Raw genomic sequence first — 21,894 nt, 5'->3', positions numbered from 1 at the left:
ATTGTATGATAACAGAAAAGAGTTGCTGCATATACTTACAAGAATAGGGAAGAAAATAATCGTTGTTAGATAGCAATAGCGTGAAAGGGTGAAGAGAATATCCTGTGAAAGAATTTCATTGGAAAGATGCCATTCCATTAATTGAAGAAATTGAGGTACAAGCAGGTGAAGGGAATGTACCCGTAAAGGTCAGGAGTGTCCCCGATAAATTGCGATGTATCGGGGAAGGAACTGACGCCGCCGTGTTTGTTCACTCCCTTAATCCGAAATATGCTTTTAAAGTGTATGCTAAGGGAAAAGAGCACAAGAAGGAGAATGAAGTACGTGCCTATGAGAAGCTTGCCGGACTGCCATATTTCCCTGTTTTTTATGGTTCAGGAAGCCGATTTATTGTGATTAGTTTTGAACCAGGAATTCACCTATATGATTGTCTCGTAACAGGAACATATATTTCTCCCGAAGTGATTGGACAAGTTGACCAGGCAATAAGTGAGGCGAGGAAAGCAGGGTTAAACCCACGAGATATTCACTTGAAAAATATTATCTTGCAGGAAAATAGAGTAAAGCTGATCGATGTCTCAGAATACGTCAAACCGGGAAATGATCAACGATGGGAGCATTTAAAAGAAGCCTATAGGCTTTATTATCCTATCATTGCTTCCAGACAAATATCCCCTAAGTTTTTAGAATTTGTGAAGGGGCAATATGAAAAGCAAAAATATAGCAACTTTTCTCTAAGAAGATTTGGCCGGCTGTTCACTGTTTTGCTGGAAAAGGAAAAGAGCTGACAGCTTCAACGTTTTAATTTTCTTTTTGAGAAAAATAGAGATGAAATATCAGGAGTGAAAATCATTATCAATTAAAACAGGGAGAAATATTTTAATTGGAAACGATTCATGTGTTTGTTCAAATGAGAACGATTAAAACAATTGAGGGCCATTCCAAGCAAGTGGTAGAACGATTCAGCTGTGAAGACATCGTCGAAAAGCAGCCTGGATTTGTAGATCGCACAGTCATGGTAAAGAAAGTGAGACGTGGCGAAGAGGAAGTCATAGTAATGATTTGTTGGCAGTCTGAAGACGATTGGAAGCAGTGAGAAAAGAGCGATGCTCATATTGCCGGTCACAAGGCCAATCTATGAAAGCCAAAGCCTGACTATATCATAAGCTCAGAAGGCGCATTGTATTATGTAGAAACGGTTATTCAAGCAGCAGAACAAGCTTCCAAATAAAAAATAAAGCCTAGTCCAATACTCGTTATGTGATTGGACAGGCTTTGTTTTTATAGGAAAGTGTCTTAAGAAGAGGATGATACCTTTTCTTTAAAAGTGTTGATTTTTTCTACAGTTTCCTTAATTAAAGGTTTCATTTTTTCAGCATCGGGTTTGTCCTTTTTCGTTTCATCAATCAGCGGATATAAGCTGTCCTCAATGTTTTTGTAATCGTCTGGATAGTTCTCTTCCACTTGTTCTTCAATATCATCCCATTTTTCTTCTACCTTTTTGCCAGTAGTTTGTAGCTGTTCAGCATTTTGTGGCACGGTATCGACGTTGCCCTGCAGCTCTTTTAGAGAAATGGATACTTCTTCAAGACCGCTCGGCAGATCAGCAGGTTTTTCTTTTTCCTTTTCCTTTGCCTCTTCTTCTTCTTCTTTCGTCGTTACCTGCTCTTTAGGCTCATCTGTGTTTGTTGAAGCAGGCTCAGCTGCCTCTTCCTTTTTGGATCCACAACCAGCTGCTATTAATAGCATAATTGTCATAACGGCTAATAAGTAAATGAATTTTCTCATTTCACTCCTCCTTTGCCAATATCATTCCCAGCTGCCATTTTCTTTAAACTCGGAGAAATGCATTCATCAATCATATTGAAATATTTAATAAATCGCCCATTTTTTTTAACATTGAATCAATATAGGCTTTACTATAGTCATATCCGATAAGCGCCACCACTCTTCCAGTCTCATCTGTAATAGGGGCGAAGCTAGTTTTCCATTTTCCATAGCGGTCTTCATATACTGATGTGACAGTCGCTTCTCCATTCATTGCTGAAGTTGCCACTTCCATGATTTCACTTGGACCTTCATAAATTTCACCCGGCTGGATAACGAACCCTTCATCAGCCACAAGCGTAAGCATCCTCTTATCATCTAAAAATTCGAAAATGTATACCCATTGAATGGTTCCCTCTTGCTCTTGAATCATGGTCAGTTTTTTTTGCAGCTTTTGATAAGCCGGATTGGAGGGGGATACATTCGTTTTTAATTGAACAATTTCTTCCGGCTGAATAATAGCTGCTGTGACAATAGCAATGGAACGCAGCCGCTTATCCAATTGTTCTTCAAGAATCCTTCTTTTATTGGAGGGAGAAAGGTTGGCATGGTGAATTTTTTCTCGTATTTTTTTGTATTTTCTACTCATTGTCGGCTGGCTGATGTCCAGTACCCTAGCAGCCAGCTTTACTGATTTATATTGATCCATGGCCATTGTAATAAGCTGTTCTTCCACAAAATCTATCGCTTCCTGTAAAGGCATAAGCTGCTCAAAAACAGGAGGTGCCTTAACGATTTCTTTTTTCCAAGGGATAAGATGATGAATGGCAGGGGCATCTACTTCTGTTTTTCTGCTTGTGACAACAATACGTTCGATCATATTTTCAAGCTGCCGGACATTGCCAGGCCATGGGTAGATAGACAGCAGGTCAACGGCATCGGGAAGGATATTAATTTGCTTCCGGTACATCTGATTATACTTTTGAGTGAAATAATAAATAAAATGAGGAATTTCCTCGATTCTCTCTCTTAGTGAAGGGATATGAATGGGAACAACATTCAAACGGTAATAAAGGTCCTCTCGGAATTTGCCGTCCTCTACCATTTGCTCCAGCGACTTGTTTGTAGCTGCAATCACTTGAATATCAATTTTTTTTGGTTGAGATCCCCCGAGCGGAGTGATCTCTCTTTCTTGAAGGGCCCGCAATAATTTCACTTGCAGCCCAAGCGGCATTTCAGCAATTTCGTCGAGAAAGAGAACGCCTTTATCAGCGATTTCGAATTTTCCGCGTGCGCCGCTCTTTTTTGCCCCGCTAAAAGCACCTTCTTCGTATCCAAATAATTCACTTTCTAGTAGGTTTTCAGGGATTGCGCCACAATTAACTGCCACGAATGGTTCATTTTTCCGAGACCCCATTTCATGAATCGCTTTCGCAATCACTTCCTTGCCTACCCCTGATTCACCTAACAATAGAACAGTGGAGGATACCACGGATACCATTTCAGCTGTATGAAGGACATCGATCATCTTCGGGCTGTGAGCGACAAGTGGAGAAGCAAGTTTTGCTGCAGCCATGTTATTTAAATCTGTTTCACTGGCTTCTTTTAGTCGATCCTCATTAAGATCTCTGAGCGCCCATATGAGTAATTCACTTTTATCGGCAGTCGATACCGGAATAATAGTCATCAGTATTTTCTTGCCATTCCAGGATGTCTGCAGGGTAGAAGTCTTTTCTTTCTTTAATAGGTCTTTCATTGAGGGCTCTTCAAGAAATATTCTCTTTTCGAGCTCTAACAGGCTGGAGCCGACCATCTGATGAGGGGAGGCTTCCCACAATCCATTAATGCTGCCGGCCCTTTCTAAAATAATACCGTTTATATCGGTGATAAGAATTTCATTATAAATGGATAGAAGCATGGTTTTTAACGCATGTATCGTTTGGTGAAGCGTGTCTGCTGAAGGGGAGGATACAAACTGGTTACTCTTCATTTCATGCACATCCTTATAAAAATGATAATTGACTAGAGAAATGACATTTCAAAATTGAATTAATATTTCGAAAATGAATCTGACTATTGTTTTTAAATGGCTATTTTACTGCAATTTTCGCTTGGTACAATACTTGCAATTAGTTAAACATCGATCATAAGAAGGAGTGAATTACTTGAACAAGAAAAGTTTTATCCAAGAAAATATGAATTCCCAGAATCCATTTATCAAAAATTTATACACAGATCTTCACAGCCGGATTAATGACTTTGAAGAAGCAAACACTCGAATTGAAAAAATGAAGCTGATGGATGCAGGCGGTTCATTTGTTATTGTTGGCGCGATCGTTCTTTTTTTAATAAGTGTCATTGTTTGAATGCAAGTTTTATTTTTTACTATACAACTAAAATGAAAAACTGTCAGGAGGTAAATTATGAGTAACGAGAAATCAGCTATCTCCAAAGATGTCGCTTTTGGCTTTCTTCCCGCTCAGAAAAATGACCGGGTGTTCGGTCTCTGGGATCTGGTATTGATCCAGGTTGGCATCGGTGTTTCGTGTTTTTGTTTGCTTGTTGGCGGTTATACAGGCATGATCGTCAGCGCAAAAGAAGCCATGGCGACCATTTTATTCGGAAATGCCTTGCCGGTTTTGCTGATTGTACCCATCACTATTCTTTTTGCCCGCTACGGGGTGGATACTTTTATTGGTTTCCGTAGCTCGCTTGGTTATTTGGGGTCCAATATTTTTTATTTTGTTTTTATGGTATTAACAATCGGTTATATGTCAGTCGCTCTTTTCATGGCCGGCCAGGCAGTTGTAGAAATTGCTAGCCTGTTTCATCTTCCTGAGTTTTTTACAACAAGAACAACAGGGGCGCCGCTCTTTGCTATTCTATTGTTTGCTGTTGCGTTTTTCGTTACATTTAAAGGTCCGCTCGTTATCCGTAAATTTAATTTAATTGGTGTGCCAGCCATTTTATTAGTGATGTTCGGATTAATCTCTATTTTACTAGTAGGACAGGGTCTCGATAAAATTTTTGCATTAAATCCTGCTGAACCATATGAAGAGCATTCTCGTTCGTTCGCAACTGCTCTTGAATTAAATATTGGATTGGGTTTTTCCTGGCTTCCTTACCTCGGCCAATACAGCCGGCTGGCAAAAACTGAAAAGGCTGCCTACAAAGCAGGCTTTTTAAGCTACGGTGTTCTCGTAAACGTAGCTGCCATTTTGGGAGCGCTTACGGCGCTGGTTGTAGCTTCTCTTGATCCAACAGATTGGATGTTTGCAATCGGCGGCACATGGATTGGATTAATTGGGCTTGTCCTGCTTACACTCGGTAATTTAACGGCGGTTATTTTTTTAATGTACTCCCAGGCGATCAGCTTCAAAACCGTTCTGCCCAAGAAATCGTGGTCCTTTGCTATGGCAACGGCTATCCCGACTGTTTTGTTGCTGCTCAGTTCCAGCTTCTATGACGCGTTTAATTCTTTCATTACAATTATTTCTTATATTATGGCTGTATTTGGCGGAATCGTGATTTCAGACTTTTTCTTTGTTAAAAAACAGCAAGTATCCATTCGTGACCTGTACGATACAAACGGCAACTATTTTTATTGGCGCGGAGTAAATCCCTCTGCTATTACAAGTTTTATTGCCGGCACGGCTGCCTACTGGCTGCTGTATAACCCGCTTCTTGACGCAGCAAGTGGATGGTTTCACTATATCACAGCTGGCATTCCTGCTTACTTTGCCGCAGGTATCTGTTATTATATTTCGGCTAAATACATCTTTGCTTATGAAGTAGATCGCAAGGCGAGTAAATTTACACCAGCTACTGTAAAAGAGGCTCTTCCATATAAAGACAGTATGTAACAAGCTGATTTCATATATGAATATTTATTTTATAAATGAATGTGAAAAAGGAAAGCAAGGCGTGGAAGTAGCTATTAAACTCTTTTTGTAAGTTGGCATGATTTTTGCTTTCTGAATAATGAGAATAGTTTTGTGAATATTTCTCGCCTTCGTAGCTAAAGTTTTCAACGGCTTCTTATGAGAAAGGGAGGGATGAAGTGTCTATTTTGGTCGTAGGGTTAAATCATGACAATGCGCCGCTGTCTATTAGGGAATCGCTTGCTTTTGAACGGGAGGAAAGAAAGCAGCTTATTCTTAAATTGAAAAATATTTTTGGTATCCACGAATGTGTGATTCTGACGACATGCAATCGAGTGGAAATCTATGCTTTAACAGAAAAAGAATTTCTACAGGTAGGAGAAAACATTCTTAAAAAAAGTCTGTGCGAAAAAGCAGGCGCAGATTCATACCTTGTAGCCGGAGCTCTTTATGTTAAACGGGAGCATGAAGCTGTTCGTCATTTGTTTCGCGTGGTTTGTGGCCTTGATTCTATGATCATTGGTGAAACACAAATACTGGGGCAAGTAAAGCAAGCGTTTTTTGAAAGCATGGAAACAGGCGGAACAGGGCCAGTATTTAACCGCTTGTTTAAACAGGCTATAACAATGGCAAAAAAGGCTCATACAGAAACAGCCATTAGTGAGCAGCCTGTATCAGTCGGCTATGCTGCCGTTCAGTTATTGCAGCAGCAATGCGGCAGCCTGGCAGAAAAGAAGGTGGCCGTTCTTGGAGCAGGAGCAATGGGTCAGCTTGCCATTAAGCACTTAATAGCAGCCGGCTGCACGGATTTATTTATCGTAAACCGTACGTTCAAGAAGGCTATCGCAGTGGCGGAACAGTTCTCCGGAACTGCTTGCCAATTTGATCAGCGGTTAGCTGTCATAAAGGAGATAGATATTCTTGTTTGCGCAGCAGAGACAGACCATTTTCTAATAGAGTATGAAGAAATGGCTAACATCATCCGAACAAGAAAGAAACGCCCACTGCATATTGTCGATCTTGGGGTGCCGAGAAACGTTGACCTTTCTGTATCATCTATTGCAAACGTTTACTTGTTTGATGTTGACCATTTAAATGGCATTGTTCAATTCAATGTTCAGCAGCGGAGAGACGTAGCCCGGAAGATCACTGACATGATTGCAAAGGACGTAGCTAGCTTCTATTCCTGGATTCATTTGCTGGAAGTGAATCCAGTGATCAGCGAGCTTAAGAAGAAGTCGGTGCAGATTCAGGAAGAAGCCTTCCGTCAGATTGAAAATAAACTGCCGAGTCTTTCAGAGAGGGAAAAGCGAGTCATCTACAAGTATGCAAAAATGATTGCCAGCCAGATGACTCATCAGCCTGTTATCAAAATGAAAGAAATACTAGCAGAGACAAGCGGCAGCAAAAGGGAAGAATACTTACAGTTATTTACCCGATTATTCACATCAGAAAAATCGGAAGAAGAACCGAGGAATCCTTTCCAAGATGGAGCGTTAAAAGAACTATTCCAAGAAACAGGCAGCTGATAGAAATTTTTTATTAATTATCTTTTTATATTGAAGGAGGACTTCACTATGTTTAAATCTACTAATCTCGATCAATTTCCTTTTCCGTTTACAAGTGGAAACTACCGTTATTCCAATGACTTAAAGAAGCTGGAGAATATAAATTGTGTTGAAATTACGCCGGAGTACAAAATACAAGTCTTGAAGAAACGGGAACTGCTAGAAGAACAGCCGGAAGTGCGCTTTCAATCCTTCCCTCATACGTTAGAAATGCAATGGGAAGTAGCTGAAATGCTGATCGATATGGCCGTTACTAGATACCCGGAATACTTCAAAGTTGAAAAAGATGGCGATAAGTGGACATTCCAAAATCTAATTTTTGGAGAAACCGAAACCTTCATTTTTGGAGATGAAACGAGCATCCCATATGAGCCTCTTGACTTTATCGGCCGTCATTTTCATACAGACTTCGTGTTAATGGTGCATAGGGATGACAACTTTTATTTAGAAGTTGCTCAAGAATCGTACGCCGCCCTATTTTCCCCTCATTGGAACAAGGGAATGTCGTTTGATGAAATTCATGGCCCTGTTCCTTTCGTTTCAAGGACGGGAGTCGATCTTGTAGCAAGAGTAAGAGAATTTTTACTTCGCATTGAACCGGGTACGCCATGGACAAGAATCAACTGGAATTTGATGGCTGACCGCTGGGACGTAAACTATGAAACGATGGACATTTGGGGACCAGAAAGATTAAAGGTAAACGCGGAAAATGCAGGAAAACTTGTCCATCTTCGTGTAGAAGAGCAGAAGTTTTACCGCATGCCGCGCAGCAATGCCATTTTGTTTGTATTAAATACACAGTTTCTTCCATTAGAGGATCTTGCGAAAAGACCAGAATGGCTCGATTTAACGTACAGCGTTCTGCAAGATATTCCAGAGCCGATGGCTGAATACAAAGGAATGGCGCCTTTCCTGGCTCCTTCAGTCGAGTATTTAAAGAACTTAGTGGAAAGCATCAAAGTAAATTAAGAAAGTTTATCTGGAGGATGGTGAAAAAGTATGTATAACAGTCCTGTGTTTTTTGATCGTTCAGAAGCAATTGTTGAAAAGTTTTCTATACAGCCTGAAAGAAGAAAGTATCTCATCGTTTTTGATCAGAAAGCCGATCACGAGCTCAAACATTTTTTGAACTATATTGAGCAGGAAGTAGACTATGAAACGTTTGAAATGGCAGAAGAAAGAGACAGAGAAGAGATTCAGGAAGTGCTGCTTAATCAAAAGATGGGGACACAGCTTTATATTGCGACTGATTGGGATAATGCAGAAGCGGTCTTCACGGCAGCGATAGAAGCGGGATTTACGGAGGAAGAAATTCAGGTAGTCGTTTACGGACCGAAAAGGCGATATGTCTACTGTATGAAATGTTATAGCTTGAGTGAAATTGATGAAGCTCCAGAAGTCCAATGTTCTCATTGTGATGCCCACATGGAAGTGGGACCGTTCTTTTCGAAAGTACGTAAAGGCTATATTGGTTATCCATTTATCCCGAATTAATCAAGATAGATGAAAACTTTATACAACGATAGGAGTGATTCATATGAGAGTAGCAGGAAATATCAAGATGTACGTCGGGAAAATCGAGAAGGTAACAGAGACCGTTAAACGTTTCTACCTGCACCCGGAGGATCAAAAGCCATTGCCTGCATTTACAGGCGGTGCGCATGTTACCACCTTTATAAAAGCAGGGGAGAATGTAATTGAAAGAAATTATTCACTCGTCAGTCATCCGACAGACCGCTCGCATTATTCCATTTCTATTCGCCGCGATGACAATTCGAGAGGAGGATCTGTCTACTGGCATGATCGTGTGAAAGAAGGAGACTGTCTGGAAGTAAGCTTTCCAAAAAATCATTTTCCGCTCAGCTTTCAGGCGAAGCACCACGTTTTTTATGCTGCTGGTATCGGCATTACTCCATTTTTAACGATGATGGCCGATCTTGAAGCGGAAGGAAAAAGCTTTGAATTGCATTATGCCGCCAGAACAAAAGAGCTTTGTGCTTTTTATGATTACTTAAATGAAAAGTATCCGGGAAAATGCACCTTTTATTTTTCCAGGGGAGAGCAGCCTGCAAAAATGTCTCCAGAAACGATGAAAGATCACCGAATTGGTTCACATGTGTATTTCTGCGGACCGGTTTCAATGGTAACAGAATACAGGAAGGCAGCAAAGTCATACGGTTATCCAGAAAAATCCGTTCACTTTGAATTGTTTGCAGCAGCAGCCGATGGACCAAATCATCCATTCGTTGTTGAACTTTCCAACAGCAACAAGCTTCTGGAGATTGAGGCGGATCAATCTCTTTTAGAGGCCCTTTTGAGCGCAGGAGTGGATGCCCCGTATTCTTGTAAAGTTGGCGGATGTGGAAGCTGTGAAGTAGAAGTGGTAAATGGGGAAGTGGATCATCGCGACCTGTTTTATAAAGAGGAAGAAAGAAAAGAGAGAAACACAATCTTAACTTGCTGTTCAAGAGCGAAAGAAGGAAAGCTCGTTCTAAATCTATAAAAGTGATCATGGGAGGAAAATAAAATGACTGTGACAACACAAGTGTTAGAATTGAAAAATTATATTAACGGGGAATGGAGAACAGCAAGTAACCCGGATACGAATGAAGTGTTTAACCCAGCAAATGGAGAGCTGATTGCCAGAGCTCCACGGGCAACGAAAGAAGAAACAGAAGAAGCGATTCAAGTAGCAAAACAAGCATTCGAAAGCGGAGTATGGTCTGATTTGAGTGCACAGGAACGAGCAAAGTTTCTTTTCAAGATCGCGGATAAAATTGAAGAAATGTATGATGAGCTTGTTGAGCTGGAAGTAAGAGATAACGGTAAAACAAAGGGAGAGGCTGGGTTCGATGTTGCCGATGCGGCTACATGTTTCCGCTATTATGCTGGTCTTATTACAACGCCGGACGGTGAAACTTATCATGTACCGGAGCCAGTGCAGGCAATGGTTGTACGTGAGCCGGTGGGAGTGGCTGGTCTGATTGTTCCATGGAATTTCCCATTATTAATGAGTGTTTGGAAAATTGCTCCGGCACTTGCGGCAGGGAATACGATCGTTTTCAAGCCGGCAGAAGTAACACCATGCACAGCCATGAAGCTGTTTGAAATCCTTGAAGAAGTGGGTATTCCTAAAGGCGTCGCTAATATGGTGATGGGCAAAGGATCTATCGTTGGCCAGACGATCGCTGAAAGCAAGGATGTAGATGTCGTTTCTTTTACAGGAAGTACAGAGGTAGGTCGCTGCATCATGCAGGCTGCTTCAGGCAACTTAAAGAAAATCTCGCTTGAGCTCGGCGGAAAATCTCCTAACATTATTTTCGCTGATGCTGATTTTGAAACAGCGGTCGATTATGCGTTGTTTGGAATTTTCTTTGGAGCCGGCCAAGTTTGTTCTGCCGGAAGCCGCATTCTCGTGGAAGAGAGCGTTCACGATCAATTTGTTGAGAGATTTATCAAGCGGGCAAAAAGAATTAAAGTAGGGCCTGGTCTTGAAGAAGGATCAGAAATGGGAGCTATCGTTTCGGAGGAGCAAATGGAAAGCATTTTGAAGTATATTGAGATTGGCAAACAGGAAGGAGCGACGCTAGCTTTAGGCGGAAAGCGCCTGACTGAAAATGGCCTTGATAAAGGTTACTTTATTGAACCTACTGTTTTCACAAATGTCACTTCGAATATGCGCGTTGTCCAAGAGGAAATTTTCGGGCCAGTCGTCGTGATCCAAAAGTTCAAAGATGAGGCCGAAGCGATTCAATTGGCCAATGACTCTGATTTTGGTCTTGCAGGCGGCGTATTTTCACAAGACGGGGCAAAAGCATTACGGGTGATTAAAAAGGTTCGCTCTGGTATTACTTGGATTAACGCTTATCACCCAACCTATGTAGAAGCGCCTTGGGGAGGCTACAAGCAAAGCGGGATTGGCCGCAGTCTCGGAAAGTACGGACTTGAGGATTTCCAGGAAATTAAGCAAATTAATATTAACCTGGCTGTTGAGCCGGTAGGCTGGTTTTCAAATTAATAGAAGATAGTAGAAAGGAGCTGCTTCAGAGGCCGGTCAGTAACCGGTTGTCTGGCAGCTCCTTTTCGAATGTTTACAATTTGAAGTTATATAATGCTGCGATTTCCTGACGGTACTTATCAAATGTCTTGATGCCTTGAAAGTTTGAAAGCATTCCCTGGATCACGGGAATTCGCGGGTTCACTTTAGCTGCTTCTGCTGCCAGTACTTCCAATGACACATCCAAGCCGTTTTTATCATCCATGTTCTCTAATTCTTTCTTCATTGCTTGCAAGATCGTGTGAAGGGTACCGTTGCTTGGCAAAAAGATCGCTTTTGTTTTATTCAGCAAATCAGTGACTGTTTGTTCGGAAAGGAGAGGAAGATCAGTAGAAAGCCCCTCTGCCAAGCTATCCATTCTTCTCATAATGTACTCAGCAATTTCCTGAAAGTTAAAGCTGTCTGCATCCACTAATATGACCTTTATATAAGAGTGGAAAATCCCGTCCAGCATCGTAGATAAGTCCCAAACAAACGGTTCGAGCTTTTCGCCATAAATAGAAAGCAAGCCCTCCCGATAAAACATTTGAGATTCCATATGCATGCGGAAAAGCAGTTCTTTCACGGTATCATTTAAAGGGATCGCCTGTTCACGAGCCTGCATAATGATAAATTCTTTATGCTCGCTTAATGCTCCGATTAATTCTTTTAATTGATATACAAATTTTTCTCGCGGCGACAAGGCTTGATCTTCATATAGAGAGAGCCTTTTTTCAATAATATTAAAGTAATATTGAAGGGTGGAATAGAGCAAATCATCCTTGGATTTAAAATATAAATAAAAAGCTCCTTTTGATATGCCGGCTTCATCAGCAATTTCCTGAATGGACGTTGCGGCGAATCCTTTTGCAGCGAAGAGCTTAATAGCAGTCTCGATAACTAATTTTTCTTTCTCCTTCAACGGGCTCCCTCTTTCACTGTTATTTCAGGCTGTTCTTATGAAAAGCAGACTTTATCTACACTCAATAGTAGTTATAGTTATTATGCTTATTTTCACGGTTTTGTAAAACTTTTTTCAACTTTTATAAAAAAAAAGTAAAAGCAATTGACTTGTGACTGACTGGTCAGTTACATTTAAACAGTCAAATTATATAGTAAAGAAAAGTCCGAAGTCAATAAGAAAAAATAAGGAGAAAAAGCATGCAAAAAATCATTCAGTTTTCCTTGAAAAATAAGTTTGCTGTCTGGCTAATGACCATTATTGTGGCAGTTGCAGGGTTATATGCCGGAATGAACATGAAGCTAGAGACGATACCGGATATTAACACACCGCTCGTTTCTGTTACCACCATCTATCCTGGCGCTACGCCAGAACAGGTAGCTGAAAAAATATCAGAACCTATCGAAAAGAGAGTACAAAATATGGATGGGGTTACAAATGTAAGCTCATCATCTTTCCAAAATGCTTCTTCTATACAGATCGAGTATGATTTCGATAAAGATATGGAAAAAGCACAAGCTGAAGTACAGGAAGAACTGAGTAAGATAGAACTTCCTGAGGGTGTGGATGATCCCGATGTATCCCGTCTGAGTATTAATGCATTTCCAATTATGTCGCTAAGCCTTTCCAACAGTAAGCAGTCATTGGCCGAGCTGACAAAAACAATGGAAGATACAATTTTGCCAGAAATTGAGGGGATCGAGGGAGTATCAGCTGTTCAAGTTTCAGGTAGTCAAGTGTATGAAGTAGACATCAAGTTTGATAATGAAAAGATGAAGAAATACGGACTTGATGAGGAAACTGTTAAAAACCTGATTAAAGGCTCTAGCGTGACTATGCCGCTCGGTCTTTATACGTTTAAAGATGCGGAGAAATCCGTTGTAGTGGATGGAGAAATTGCCAGTCTGAAAGATTTAAAAGCAATGAAAATACCAGCAATGCCAGCTGGAGCTGGCGGCGGACAGCCACAAGGTGCAGCTGCAGCCAACCCGGCACCGGGAGCAGCAATCCCAACAGTGGAACTTCAGGACATTGCCGATGTGAAGTTAAATGGCAAAGCAGATTCAATATCTAAGACAAATGGTGAAACATCCATCGGTATGCAAATTGTTAAGGCTGCTGATGCGAATACAGTGGATGTAGTAAATGCAGTAAAAGATAAGTTGGATGACCTGGAGAAAGAAATAGATGGCCTACAGGCGACGCCGATTTTCGACCAAGGAAAACCAATCGAACAATCCGTAGAAACGATGTTAAGCAAAGCCATATTTGGAGCCTTCTTTGCTGTTATTATTATTTTGCTGTTCCTGCGTAATTTCCGTACGACAGTGATCTCAGTCGTTTCGATTCCTTTATCCTTGCTGATTGCCATTTTGTTGTTGAAGCAAATGGATATCACGCTGAATATGATGACACTTGGTGCCATGACCGTAGCGATCGGCCGGGTTATTGATGATTCTATTGTTGTCATTGAGAACATTTTCCGCCGCATGTCTCTGAAAGACGAAAAATTGCGCGGCAAGGAACTCATTGTGGCTGCTACGAAGCAAATGTTCATTCCTATTGCTTCTTCGACGATTGTTACGATTGCTGTTTTCTTGCCACTCGGTCTTGTGAAAGGGCCAGTCGGAGAAATGTTCCTGCCATTTGCTTTAACCATTGTTTTTGCTTTGCTTGCTTCTTTATTGATTGCCATTACGATCGTGCCAATGATGGCCCATTCTTTGTTCAAGAAGGAATTAGAAGGTGGCGCCAATCATAAAGAAGAAAAGCCGGGAAGATTGGCTGCCTTTTATAAAAAGGTGCTTAACTGGTCTCTAAATCATAAGATTATTACATCAGCTGTAGCGGTCCTGCTGTTAATCGGCAGTCTGGCGCTAGTACCGGTCATCGGTGTTAGCTTTCTTCCGTCCGAGGAAGAAAAAATGGTGATAGCAACGTATAAACCAGAACCTGGACAGACGCTTGCAGATGTAGAAAAGATCGCCGGAAAGGCAGAAGGTATGCTGCAAGATCGCGATGGGGTGAAAACGTACCAATTTTCTGTTGGTGGGGAAAACCCGATGAACCCGGGAGATTCTAATTCAGCGATGTTCTTCATTGAATATGATCCCGATACAAAAGGGTTTGATAAAGAAAAAGAAGCGGTTATCGATGATCTTCAAGAATTGACATCTAAAGGGGAATGGGCGAGCCAAGACTTCTCGGGAATGGGCTCAAGCAATGCTATGACTCTCCTTGTCTATGGTGAGGAAGCAAAAGATATTGAGCCAGTTGTTACAAAGCTAGAGAAGGTTCTTCAGGAGAATAAATCGTTAACAAATGTCAAAACAAGCTTATCTGATACGTATGATGAATACACGCTCGCTATGGATCAGGAAAAGCTGAGTCAGCTTGGTCTAACGGCCGCACAAATTGGCATGGAGCTCTCAGGTGCAGGACAGAATCAAGTATTGACTACCATTAAAGAAAATGGAAAAGAAGTCAATGTATATGTTGAATCAGAAAAAGAAGATTATAAAACAATTAATGATTTAACCAAGAAGACTGTTCAGTCACCACTTGGCATGGAAGTGCCGATCAAGGAAATCGCAAAAGTAAAAGAAGGCAGCACTTCTGATACGATTACCCGTCGCAATGGCCGCATTTATGCACAGGTAAGCGGGGAGATCACTTCCAAGGATGTAGCTAAAGTGTCAGCTGATGTCCAAAAAGAAGTGGATAAAATTAAATTGCCTTCCAATGTTGAGATTTCAATGGGCGGAGTAACAGAAGATATCGCTGATTCATTTAAGCAGCTCGGTCTAGCCATGCTTGCCGCTATAGCGATTGTCTATTTAATTCTTGTTATCACATTTGGTGGAGGGCTTGCTCCATTCGCCATCCTATTCTCCTTGCCATTCACAATTATTGGCGGTCTTGTCGGTCTGTTGATCGCTGGCGAAACATTGAGTGTCTCAGCTATGATTGGTGCCTTAATGTTGATTGGCATCGTCGTAACAAATGCGATTGTACTTATTGACCGTGTGATTCACAAAGAGCAGGAAGGCTTATCTACACGAGAAGCGTTATTGGAGGCTGGCGGCACACGGCTGCGTCCAATTCTCATGACAGCCATTGCAACAATTGGTGCTCTCGCTCCGCTTGCGGTTGGACTCGAAGGAAGCGGACTGATTTCTAAAGGACTTGGTGTTACTGTTATCGGCGGATTAACAAGCTCTACGCTGTTAACTCTGCTCATTGTACCGATTGTATATGAAAGCTTGATGAAGATTAAGAATCGGAAAAAGAAGATCTAAACAACAAAAAAGCCCGCAATTGGGCTTTTTTGTTTTTCGGAAAAGATTCTTTGCTGCTAATAAGAAATTATTAAGAAGATACTATGCCTGGGAAGTAATTGGATGCTGAAAAACTGCTGGGAGTGAAAAGCTATCTTTGGTACGAACAAACAGCTGATCTTTTGTCGTGTAGGCCTGTTTGCGCAGTTTGCTGTCTTCTAGATCAGGAGTGAAATAAAAAGAAATCTCGGTTGTATTTTCACCTGCTAGCTTGCTTATAATTTCTTCTATATTAAATGCTTTTTTGCTGATCAAGTCATAAATTTTTAATTGCTGTCCTTGCTTTTCAAAAATGGCTATCATGTCTTTCTCCGGCAAGTAATAAATATGTTCCGGAAAGATGTTCATGCAATGAAACATGAACAGGTCTTCTGCTTGTACCGTTCCAAAAACTTGCGAAACCGGCACGCGTTCTGCTGCAAATTGATAAATGAAGTTCAAGTCTTCAGAGTTTGTCCCATCGAGTTGCTTCATAGAAACGGGATTCTGTCCCGTTGGGAACCATTCCATGGAAAACTGGTAATCAGTTGTTCGGATAAATCCAAATTTCGGATAATAATCCAATACCGTTTTATTTGCAAACAAATAGATAAAGTCACATTGTTCCTCGTATTCTTGCAAAACCCGGTTCATCAATTTAGCTGAAAGACCGTTATTTCGGTGATCAGGATGAGTCATGACAGTGCCGATTTGAATGGCACTTTTTTTCTTTCCTTCAATGATTGTATCCAGTACATTAACAGACACATTAGCAATAATTTGATTGCCTAAAGCATAGGAAAATGGAATATAACGATGGCCCCAGTAGCCTTTTTCATACCAGCTTTTTAATTCAAGGCCGAACACGGAGTGCGCAAGCTTAAAGAAGCTGTTTCTCCATCCTTCATTTTCTTTGTAATCTTTTGCAAATTGAATATCCATTTGCGACATCTCCTCTTTTTGTCAATGTATGTTAAACATGAACAAAGGGTAAGATCAAGCCTCCAATAGAACCAGCCAGCACCACAATCCATGGGGGCAGCTTCCAATAAGCTAGCATGCTAAAGAGAATAGCTGCCAAAGCAAAATCACTAGGTTTTAAAATAGCGCTTGTCCAAATAGGATCATAAAGAGCGGCAGTTAGAATACCGACAACAGCAGCATTCACTCCCATAAGAGCGCCCTGGACGTGTTGGTTGCGGCGCAGGGAATCCCAAAAAGGCAAAGACCCCAAAATAAGCAGAAAGGCCGGCAGGAAAATAGCAAATGTCGCGAGCAGACCGCCTTTCCAGCCGCTGATCACAGTCCCAATATAGGCAGCAAAAGTAAACAGTGGACCGGGAACTGCTTGGGTTGCTCCATATCCGGTTAGAAATTGGGCCTCGCTTAGCCACCCGCCGGGAACGAATTCTCTCTCAAGTAAAGGCAGAACAACGTGCCCTCCACCAAATACTAACGAGCCGGCCCGATAAAAGCTGTCCATCATAGCGAGCCAATTCCATGGGAGAGCTTCCCGCAACAGGGGCAAAGCGATTAACAAACCTAAAAAAAGGCTAAGGCAAATGGCTCCGAACCTGCGGGATAGAGGAAAGGACAACGGTGTCAGTTGATCACAGGAGCTTGATTGTTTATACAGTAGGTAACCTGCTAGCGCACTGATTAAAATAAGGAGGATTTGGGCAAAAACTGTCTGCCAAAGCAGAGTGACGGTTAAAGAGAACAATAAGATAGTTTTTCTATACAAATCAGGTGACAGCTTTGCGGCCATTCCAGCAACAGCATGGGCAACTACTGCTACAGCAACTAATTTTAAGCCATGAACCCAGCCAGCATTTTTAATCTCCGAATTCTGAAGAACAAGAGCGAAGAGTATCAATGCAAGGACAGAAGGGAGGGTAAAGCCGATAAAAGCCACGATGCCTCCTGGTATACCTGCACGTATGACGCCAATGCCGATGCCAACTTGGCTACTTGCTGGGCCAGGAAGAAATTGGCACAATGCTACCAAATCGGCGTAATCTTTTTCATTGAGCCACTTTCTGCGTCGTACATATTCCTCATGGAAATAGCCTAAATGGGCAATGGGCCCACCAAATGAAGTGAATCCCAGCCGCAGAGAGACGAGCAAGATGTTTAGCAGTCCGGGTTCATTGGATTTTTCGTTAATTATAGTCAATTAATCTAACTCCTTTATGCTAGTCTCCAATTTCTTTAAACAGTTCATATGCCTTTTTTCGCGCTTCCTTTAAAGTGGTTAATCCCTTTGCAGATGTTGTATAATACTTACGGATTTTCCCTTCAACGAGACGGTCTTCGCGGGTTAGAAGGCCGTCACGTTCCATGGAGTGAAGGATGGGATAGAGGGTACCCGGGCTGATTGTGTAGCCATGTTCCCGTAATTCCTCTACCATCCAGGCACCAAAAACCGGGTGTTCCTTCGCATGATGTAAAATGTGAATGTGAATAAAACCTAAAAATAATTTTCTTAGTATTTTTTCCTCCACTTAAGGGTACCTCCTTTTGCCGCTTGCTAATTACGAAAAGCGATATCGAGAGTTATAATTGATTGTAATGTCTTCCTTCGAATAAATCTATGACATGCCAAGATTTTTACAAAATATTTACAAACCTGAAAGGCGAGAAAGCAGTAGAGAGGATGAAATCAAGCCTGCTTTCTTGTGTAGAATAGTCAGAGAGGAAGGAGCTAGGACCCGGTATCTTGAAGGAAATCAAATTCCTTGTTTTGACCTAATTTATAAGATATAACGGTAGGGAAGTAACAATAATTTCCGTACACCTTCAAGAGAGTTTTACAGGTATAATGGATAGTATGATTACTGGCAAAAAGAAAGCTGACAGCAGTTTTATTTATAAATAAAAGGTTGGAAGGAGACTTCGTGAATGACACGGGATCGTGTAACAAAGACACAAATCAATGTGGACGGTATTGATTTTAAATGGGATGTTGAAAATGGAGTTTTCGATTACAGCGGTGGCGATGCTGTTCTTTTCTGGATTACGAGCGCCATGAAAGTATTTTTTGATACAATTGAAGAGGTGTCCGGAGAGGAAGCTGCACAAGTTGTACTTGAAGCGACTGGTTTTCGCCAAGGGCTTGTTGTCAGCGAATACTTTAAAAAGATGCAATTAACGATCGAGCAAGTAGCAGAGGTTCTTCCTATTACATATGCTTCGGCTGGATGGGGAAAGTTGACTGTCGATCGCCTTTGTGAAGCGGAGAAGTTGGCTAATCTGCAAATTAAAAATAGCTGGGAATACAGAATCAATATAGAGCAAGGGAAAACGGAACCTGGGTGCTTTATTCCTGGTCATTTTTCTGGCCTCTTATCTGGTTTATTTGATACAAATATGACTTATCGTGTGATAAAAAGTGAAATCAAAGACGATGAGACATGTGAATTTGAATTTTTCCCTGCACAGCACTCTATGGATCAAAATATTCACACGTTAGCGAGAAGAAAAGAAGCGGAAGAGATTCAAAAGCTAGAGGCTGTAGTTGAAGAGAGAACGAGAGAGCTAAATGAATTAGTGAAGGAGATTTCTTCGCCGATTATTCCAGTGCTAGAAGACATTGTTGTTGTGCCGTTGCTTGGAAAATATGATGAAGCGCGTTCGCAGGAATTAATCGAAAAAACATTAACAAATCTTCCAAAGCATAAGGCACAGTACCTGGTTCTTGATTTGACAGGTTTGGAAAAAGATGTAAGTGGAATAACGGTAGATTTTATTGGGAAATTGAGCGCAGGGGCCTCACTCATCGGTACAGAGACCATTCTTGTCGGTATATCACCTGAGATCAGTATGGCTATCGCTTCGTCTAACTCCCATTTGTCTTCCTTTAATTGTTTCCGCAGTTTGCAGCATGGTATTTTATTCGCTTTATCGCAGCAAGGCAGACAGATTATTTAATTGAGAAAATTTGTTAGCTTTAAGAGAAGAAAGATTCTCTTAAAGCTTTTTTTTTAGTTAAATAGGCCTTAGAACTTTGAAATAATCAAGCCAAAACAGTAAAAACTCCCCATGGTTTCCATCTTGTTCTATTTAGAATGATTCTTTATCATGAATAGAGGAAGATAAATCTAAGAAAAAGCAACTTGTATAGAGGGGAGAACATAATGAAAAAGAAGATTAGTATATTGGCACTCGTGTTTGCTATTATGCTTGCTTTGGCCGGCTGCGGCGGATCAGATGCCAAAGAAGCAAGCGGAGGAGGAGCTGGCGAAAGCAAGGTAGCTGAAGTTACTATTGAAAAAGCTGAATATATATTAGCAGGAGATGACGGAGAATCCGAAGGCGAGGAAACCGGTTTGCTCGCTGTTGATTTAAAAGTAAAGAATAAATCGAAGTCTACTATTAATGTATCCTCATACGATGGCGTATACCTGTATGATGGGGATGAGCAGTTAAGCCCAGAGAAAAGTGTATATGCGCGCGGAATAGACCTTAAAGACGGAGGAAGCAGTGATATTGGTGCGGGCAAAGTAAAAACCATTCCTTTTTACTTTAATGTTGAAAAAGACAAAAAGTATGAAATTGGTGTAAAACCGCGTCTATCCGAACCAGGAGAAGAAGCGGATGAAATTATGCTTGGCCTTGACACAAAGAAATATGCAGAAAGTTTTGATGAAATTCAAGATCCTGCTAAAGCATTAACTGCTTACATCGATATTATTTACCTTGGAAAAGACAACAGTGATTATGAAAAGCTAGTAACCGCTGATAAGAAAGATGTTCAGGAAACAGCTAAAAGCAAATTTAAAAAGCAGTTGGATCTTTCTTTGCCAGATATGGTAACCGATGCGGATATTGATAAGTACTATAGCAGTTATAAGACTGTTCTGGGAGAAAAAGCAGAAGTGCAGACTAAAACAACGGCAAAAGCAGGTGATAAGGCCGTTGTAAAGCTCGACTATTCTACGGTTTCAACAGATGATCTTTACGATAAGCTCTACAACTATCAAAAAGAGTACCGGGAAAATACAGGCGGCTATGACACAGAGAAAGAAAAGCAATACGCACTTTCCAAGTTCGATACAGTTGTTCAATCCCTGGAAGTTGCTAAGAGTCAAAACGGAGCAGAAATTAGCATGATCAAAAAAGACGGAAAATGGACAGTGAATACTTCTGACCACTATTCTGACTACCTTGTACAGGCGTTTGCTGAAGGAAGAGCTTACTAGACAGGAGAGAAAGCTATGAATAAAAAAAGCTTGATTATTATTCCGGCTGTGATCCTACTTCTTGTCATCGGCGGCTTGTTTTTTGCTTTGAAGCAGGCAACTGCACCAGAAAAAGCGGTCGAAACATTAAAGAAAGCTGTTGCAAACGATGATCCGGCTCTGCTGCAAGATATGATTGTACCAGATAATAAGCAGGCTTCTGTAAACAAAACATCCGTTCAGGCGCTTATTACCTATTTAAAAGAAAATAGCAGCAGCTACGACGTGATTAAAGAGGGACTTGATGAACAAATCCAAGAGGATGATTATACAACAACCACTCAACAAGTTACCTTGACAGAGGACGGAAAGAAGTGGGGAATGTTCCCTCAATACAAATTGAAGGTGAAGACGGCTGCTATTAAAGTTACCGGTCAAAATGAAGACGATCGAATCAGCCTGGCTGCCGGCAAGTCGAACCAAGCAATTAAGAAGCAAAAAGACAATAACTACGGCCCTGTTATCCCTGGGACGTACAATTTAAAAGTTAAATTGATGAATGAACTTGGCACCTTTGAGAAAAAAGAGAAGAAGGACGTATGGGGCAGCCCGGAAGTCAGTGTGGTTATTGACAGCAACGCGTTGGCAAGCTCTGATAAAGGCATCCAAAAAGATGTCATCAAGGCAATGGATGTTTTTAATAATGATATCGCTGTATACCAAACGTCTGGCTTTAATAAAAGTAAGCTGACAAACGTGACAGATACTATTCTTGAAGGGTCTTTTACACTTCAGGAGAGTTTTAAAGCAGTACAAGGATATATTGATGAAATTCATGCGCAATATAATGGTGCTGTCGTTAATATGGATGACTTCTCTGTTCATTATTTTGATGGGCGCTGGTCGGCTGATGTAACGGCCCTCATCGCTTATCATAACAAAGTAAAGTACCGTGACATTCAGCAATTTGAGGATACTTCTTTCAAGGCCGTTAATACGTATTCATTGTCCTACGATCGAGCACAGAAAAAATGGTTGATTGACGACGTGAAAAATCGTGAGCCAGTTGGGAAAGAAGAAGAGTATTGGAAGAACAAACAAGAAGTAAAGGTAAGTAATCCGCCACTTCTGAAATGGAAGCGTGAAGGCGTAACAGGAACAGATATTGTCTTATAGAAAAAGAG

18 protein-coding genes and 1 pseudogene are annotated in these 21,894 nt (G+C 41.1%); 13 read left to right on the top strand and 6 right to left on the bottom strand.

Annotated elements, in window-relative coordinates:
• The first annotated feature begins 104 nt into the window (after positions 1-104).
• Together MKZ02_RS01125 and MKZ02_RS01120 are read left to right on the top strand one after the other, a co-directional pair.
• Positions 105-788, top strand: coding sequence for a serine/threonine-protein kinase (locus MKZ02_RS01125; RefSeq protein ID WP_120035987.1), 684 nt, complete (start codon positions 105-107; stop codon positions 786-788).
• Positions 789-898: 110 nt separating this feature from the next.
• Positions 899-1,231: pseudogene (locus tag MKZ02_RS01120) on the top strand (antibiotic biosynthesis monooxygenase family protein).
• Between the two features lie 65 nt (positions 1,232-1,296).
• Here MKZ02_RS01120 and MKZ02_RS01115 read toward each other — a convergent pair.
• On the bottom strand, positions 1,297-1,788 hold the full coding sequence (locus MKZ02_RS01115) for a hypothetical protein (RefSeq protein ID WP_340851441.1): 492 nt from the start codon (positions 1,786-1,788) through the stop codon (positions 1,297-1,299).
• Positions 1,789-1,858: 70 nt separating this feature from the next.
• Entirely contained in the window at positions 1,859-3,757 is a 1,899-nt protein-coding gene (locus tag MKZ02_RS01110; RefSeq protein WP_340851439.1) for a sigma-54 interaction domain-containing protein, read from the bottom strand.
• Positions 3,758-3,932: 175 nt separating this feature from the next.
• On the opposite strand from MKZ02_RS01110, the gene MKZ02_RS01105 reads away from it, so the two are divergent.
• The 7 genes from MKZ02_RS01105 (at position 3,933) to MKZ02_RS01075 (ending at position 11,234) form a co-directional block, all read left to right on the top strand.
• Positions 3,933-4,133 (top strand): hypothetical protein, encoded by a 201-nt coding sequence (locus MKZ02_RS01105; protein ID WP_340851436.1) that lies wholly within the window; start codon positions 3,933-3,935, stop codon positions 4,131-4,133.
• A 57-nt stretch (positions 4,134-4,190) separates the two neighbouring features.
• Positions 4,191-5,630, top strand: coding sequence for a purine-cytosine permease family protein (locus MKZ02_RS01100; protein WP_120035993.1), 1,440 nt, complete (start codon positions 4,191-4,193; stop codon positions 5,628-5,630).
• A gap of 197 nt (positions 5,631-5,827) precedes the next feature.
• Positions 5,828-7,177, top strand: coding sequence for a glutamyl-tRNA reductase (gene hemA / locus MKZ02_RS01095; RefSeq protein ID WP_340851435.1), 1,350 nt, complete (start codon positions 5,828-5,830; stop codon positions 7,175-7,177).
• A 48-nt stretch (positions 7,178-7,225) separates the two neighbouring features.
• Positions 7,226-8,185, top strand: a complete 960-nt coding sequence (locus MKZ02_RS01090) for a heme-dependent oxidative N-demethylase family protein (RefSeq protein ID WP_120035995.1) — start codon at positions 7,226-7,228, stop codon at positions 8,183-8,185.
• Between the two features lie 30 nt (positions 8,186-8,215).
• On the top strand, positions 8,216-8,710 hold the full coding sequence (locus tag MKZ02_RS01085) for a hypothetical protein (RefSeq protein ID WP_120035996.1): 495 nt from the start codon (positions 8,216-8,218) through the stop codon (positions 8,708-8,710).
• 43 nt (positions 8,711-8,753) lie between these two features.
• Positions 8,754-9,719, top strand: a complete 966-nt coding sequence (locus tag MKZ02_RS01080; RefSeq protein WP_259455673.1) for a PDR/VanB family oxidoreductase — start codon at positions 8,754-8,756, stop codon at positions 9,717-9,719.
• Between the two features lie 42 nt (positions 9,720-9,761).
• Entirely contained in the window at positions 9,762-11,234 is a 1,473-nt protein-coding gene (locus tag MKZ02_RS01075; protein WP_340856289.1) for an aldehyde dehydrogenase family protein, read from the top strand.
• A gap of 73 nt (positions 11,235-11,307) precedes the next feature.
• On the opposite strand, the gene MKZ02_RS01070 is transcribed toward MKZ02_RS01075, so the two are convergent.
• Positions 11,308-12,174, bottom strand: coding sequence for a TetR/AcrR family transcriptional regulator (locus MKZ02_RS01070; RefSeq protein ID WP_120035997.1), 867 nt, complete (start codon positions 12,172-12,174; stop codon positions 11,308-11,310).
• 239 nt (positions 12,175-12,413) lie between these two features.
• Between MKZ02_RS01070 and MKZ02_RS01065 the strand changes: the two genes are divergently transcribed.
• Positions 12,414-15,512 (top strand): efflux RND transporter permease subunit, encoded by a 3,099-nt coding sequence (locus MKZ02_RS01065; protein WP_120035998.1) that lies wholly within the window; start codon positions 12,414-12,416, stop codon positions 15,510-15,512.
• A gap of 81 nt (positions 15,513-15,593) precedes the next feature.
• On the opposite strand, the gene MKZ02_RS01060 is transcribed toward MKZ02_RS01065, so the two are convergent.
• From MKZ02_RS01060 to MKZ02_RS01050, 3 genes are read right to left on the bottom strand one after another with little or no spacing between them, the layout of a single operon-like run.
• A complete protein-coding gene (locus MKZ02_RS01060) occupies positions 15,594-16,472 on the bottom strand; it encodes a GNAT family N-acetyltransferase (protein WP_182917068.1) in 879 nt (292 codons plus the stop codon).
• Between the two features lie 31 nt (positions 16,473-16,503).
• Positions 16,504-17,697, bottom strand: a complete 1,194-nt coding sequence (locus tag MKZ02_RS01055) for a chromate transporter (RefSeq protein ID WP_406909225.1) — start codon at positions 17,695-17,697, stop codon at positions 16,504-16,506.
• Between the two features lie 28 nt (positions 17,698-17,725).
• The gene (locus MKZ02_RS01050; protein ID WP_120036001.1) at positions 17,726-18,034 is read right to left on the bottom strand and encodes a PadR family transcriptional regulator; all 309 of its coding nucleotides are present in this window, start codon (positions 18,032-18,034) and stop codon (positions 17,726-17,728) included.
• Positions 18,035-18,431: 397 nt separating this feature from the next.
• Here MKZ02_RS01050 and MKZ02_RS01045 point away from each other — a divergent pair, with 397 nt between their 5' ends.
• From MKZ02_RS01045 to MKZ02_RS01035, 3 genes are all read left to right on the top strand, one after another.
• Positions 18,432-19,460 carry an STAS domain-containing protein gene (locus MKZ02_RS01045; protein ID WP_120036002.1) on the top strand — a complete coding sequence of 343 codons (1,029 nt, stop codon included), beginning with the start codon at positions 18,432-18,434 and terminating at the stop codon, positions 19,458-19,460.
• 206 nt (positions 19,461-19,666) lie between these two features.
• Positions 19,667-20,731, top strand: coding sequence for a DUF5105 domain-containing protein (locus MKZ02_RS01040; protein ID WP_340851422.1), 1,065 nt, complete (start codon positions 19,667-19,669; stop codon positions 20,729-20,731).
• Positions 20,732-20,746: 15 nt separating this feature from the next.
• On the top strand, positions 20,747-21,886 hold the full coding sequence (locus MKZ02_RS01035; RefSeq protein ID WP_120036004.1) for a TcaA second domain-containing protein: 1,140 nt from the start codon (positions 20,747-20,749) through the stop codon (positions 21,884-21,886).
• The last annotated feature ends 8 nt before the right edge of the window (positions 21,887-21,894 follow it).

The organism is Pseudobacillus sp. FSL P4-0506, assembly GCF_038003025.1.
Taxonomy (GTDB): domain Bacteria; phylum Bacillota; class Bacilli; order Bacillales; family Domibacillaceae; genus Pseudobacillus.
Note: the sequence above shows the minus strand (reverse complement) of the source record. Positions and strands in the feature narration are given on the sequence as shown.

Coding starts and splice junctions, on each gene's coding strand:
- MKZ02_RS01115 (WP_340851441.1), bottom strand. CDS start 1,788: ATGAGAAAATTCATTTACTTATTAGCCGTTATGACAATTATGCTATTA.
- MKZ02_RS01110 (WP_340851439.1), bottom strand. CDS start 3,757: ATGAAGAGTAACCAGTTTGTATCCTCCCCTTCAGCAGACACGCTTCAC.
- MKZ02_RS01100 (WP_120035993.1), top strand. CDS start 4,191: ATGAGTAACGAGAAATCAGCTATCTCCAAAGATGTCGCTTTTGGCTTT.
- MKZ02_RS01090 (WP_120035995.1), top strand. CDS start 7,226: ATGTTTAAATCTACTAATCTCGATCAATTTCCTTTTCCGTTTACAAGT.
- MKZ02_RS01085 (WP_120035996.1), top strand. CDS start 8,216: ATGTATAACAGTCCTGTGTTTTTTGATCGTTCAGAAGCAATTGTTGAA.
- MKZ02_RS01080 (WP_259455673.1), top strand. CDS start 8,754: ATGAGAGTAGCAGGAAATATCAAGATGTACGTCGGGAAAATCGAGAAG.
- MKZ02_RS01065 (WP_120035998.1), top strand. CDS start 12,414: ATGCAAAAAATCATTCAGTTTTCCTTGAAAAATAAGTTTGCTGTCTGG.
- MKZ02_RS01060 (WP_182917068.1), bottom strand. CDS start 16,472: ATGGATATTCAATTTGCAAAAGATTACAAAGAAAATGAAGGATGGAGA.
- MKZ02_RS01045 (WP_120036002.1), top strand. CDS start 18,432: ATGACACGGGATCGTGTAACAAAGACACAAATCAATGTGGACGGTATT.
- MKZ02_RS01040 (WP_340851422.1), top strand. CDS start 19,667: ATGAAAAAGAAGATTAGTATATTGGCACTCGTGTTTGCTATTATGCTT.
- MKZ02_RS01035 (WP_120036004.1), top strand. CDS start 20,747: ATGAATAAAAAAAGCTTGATTATTATTCCGGCTGTGATCCTACTTCTT.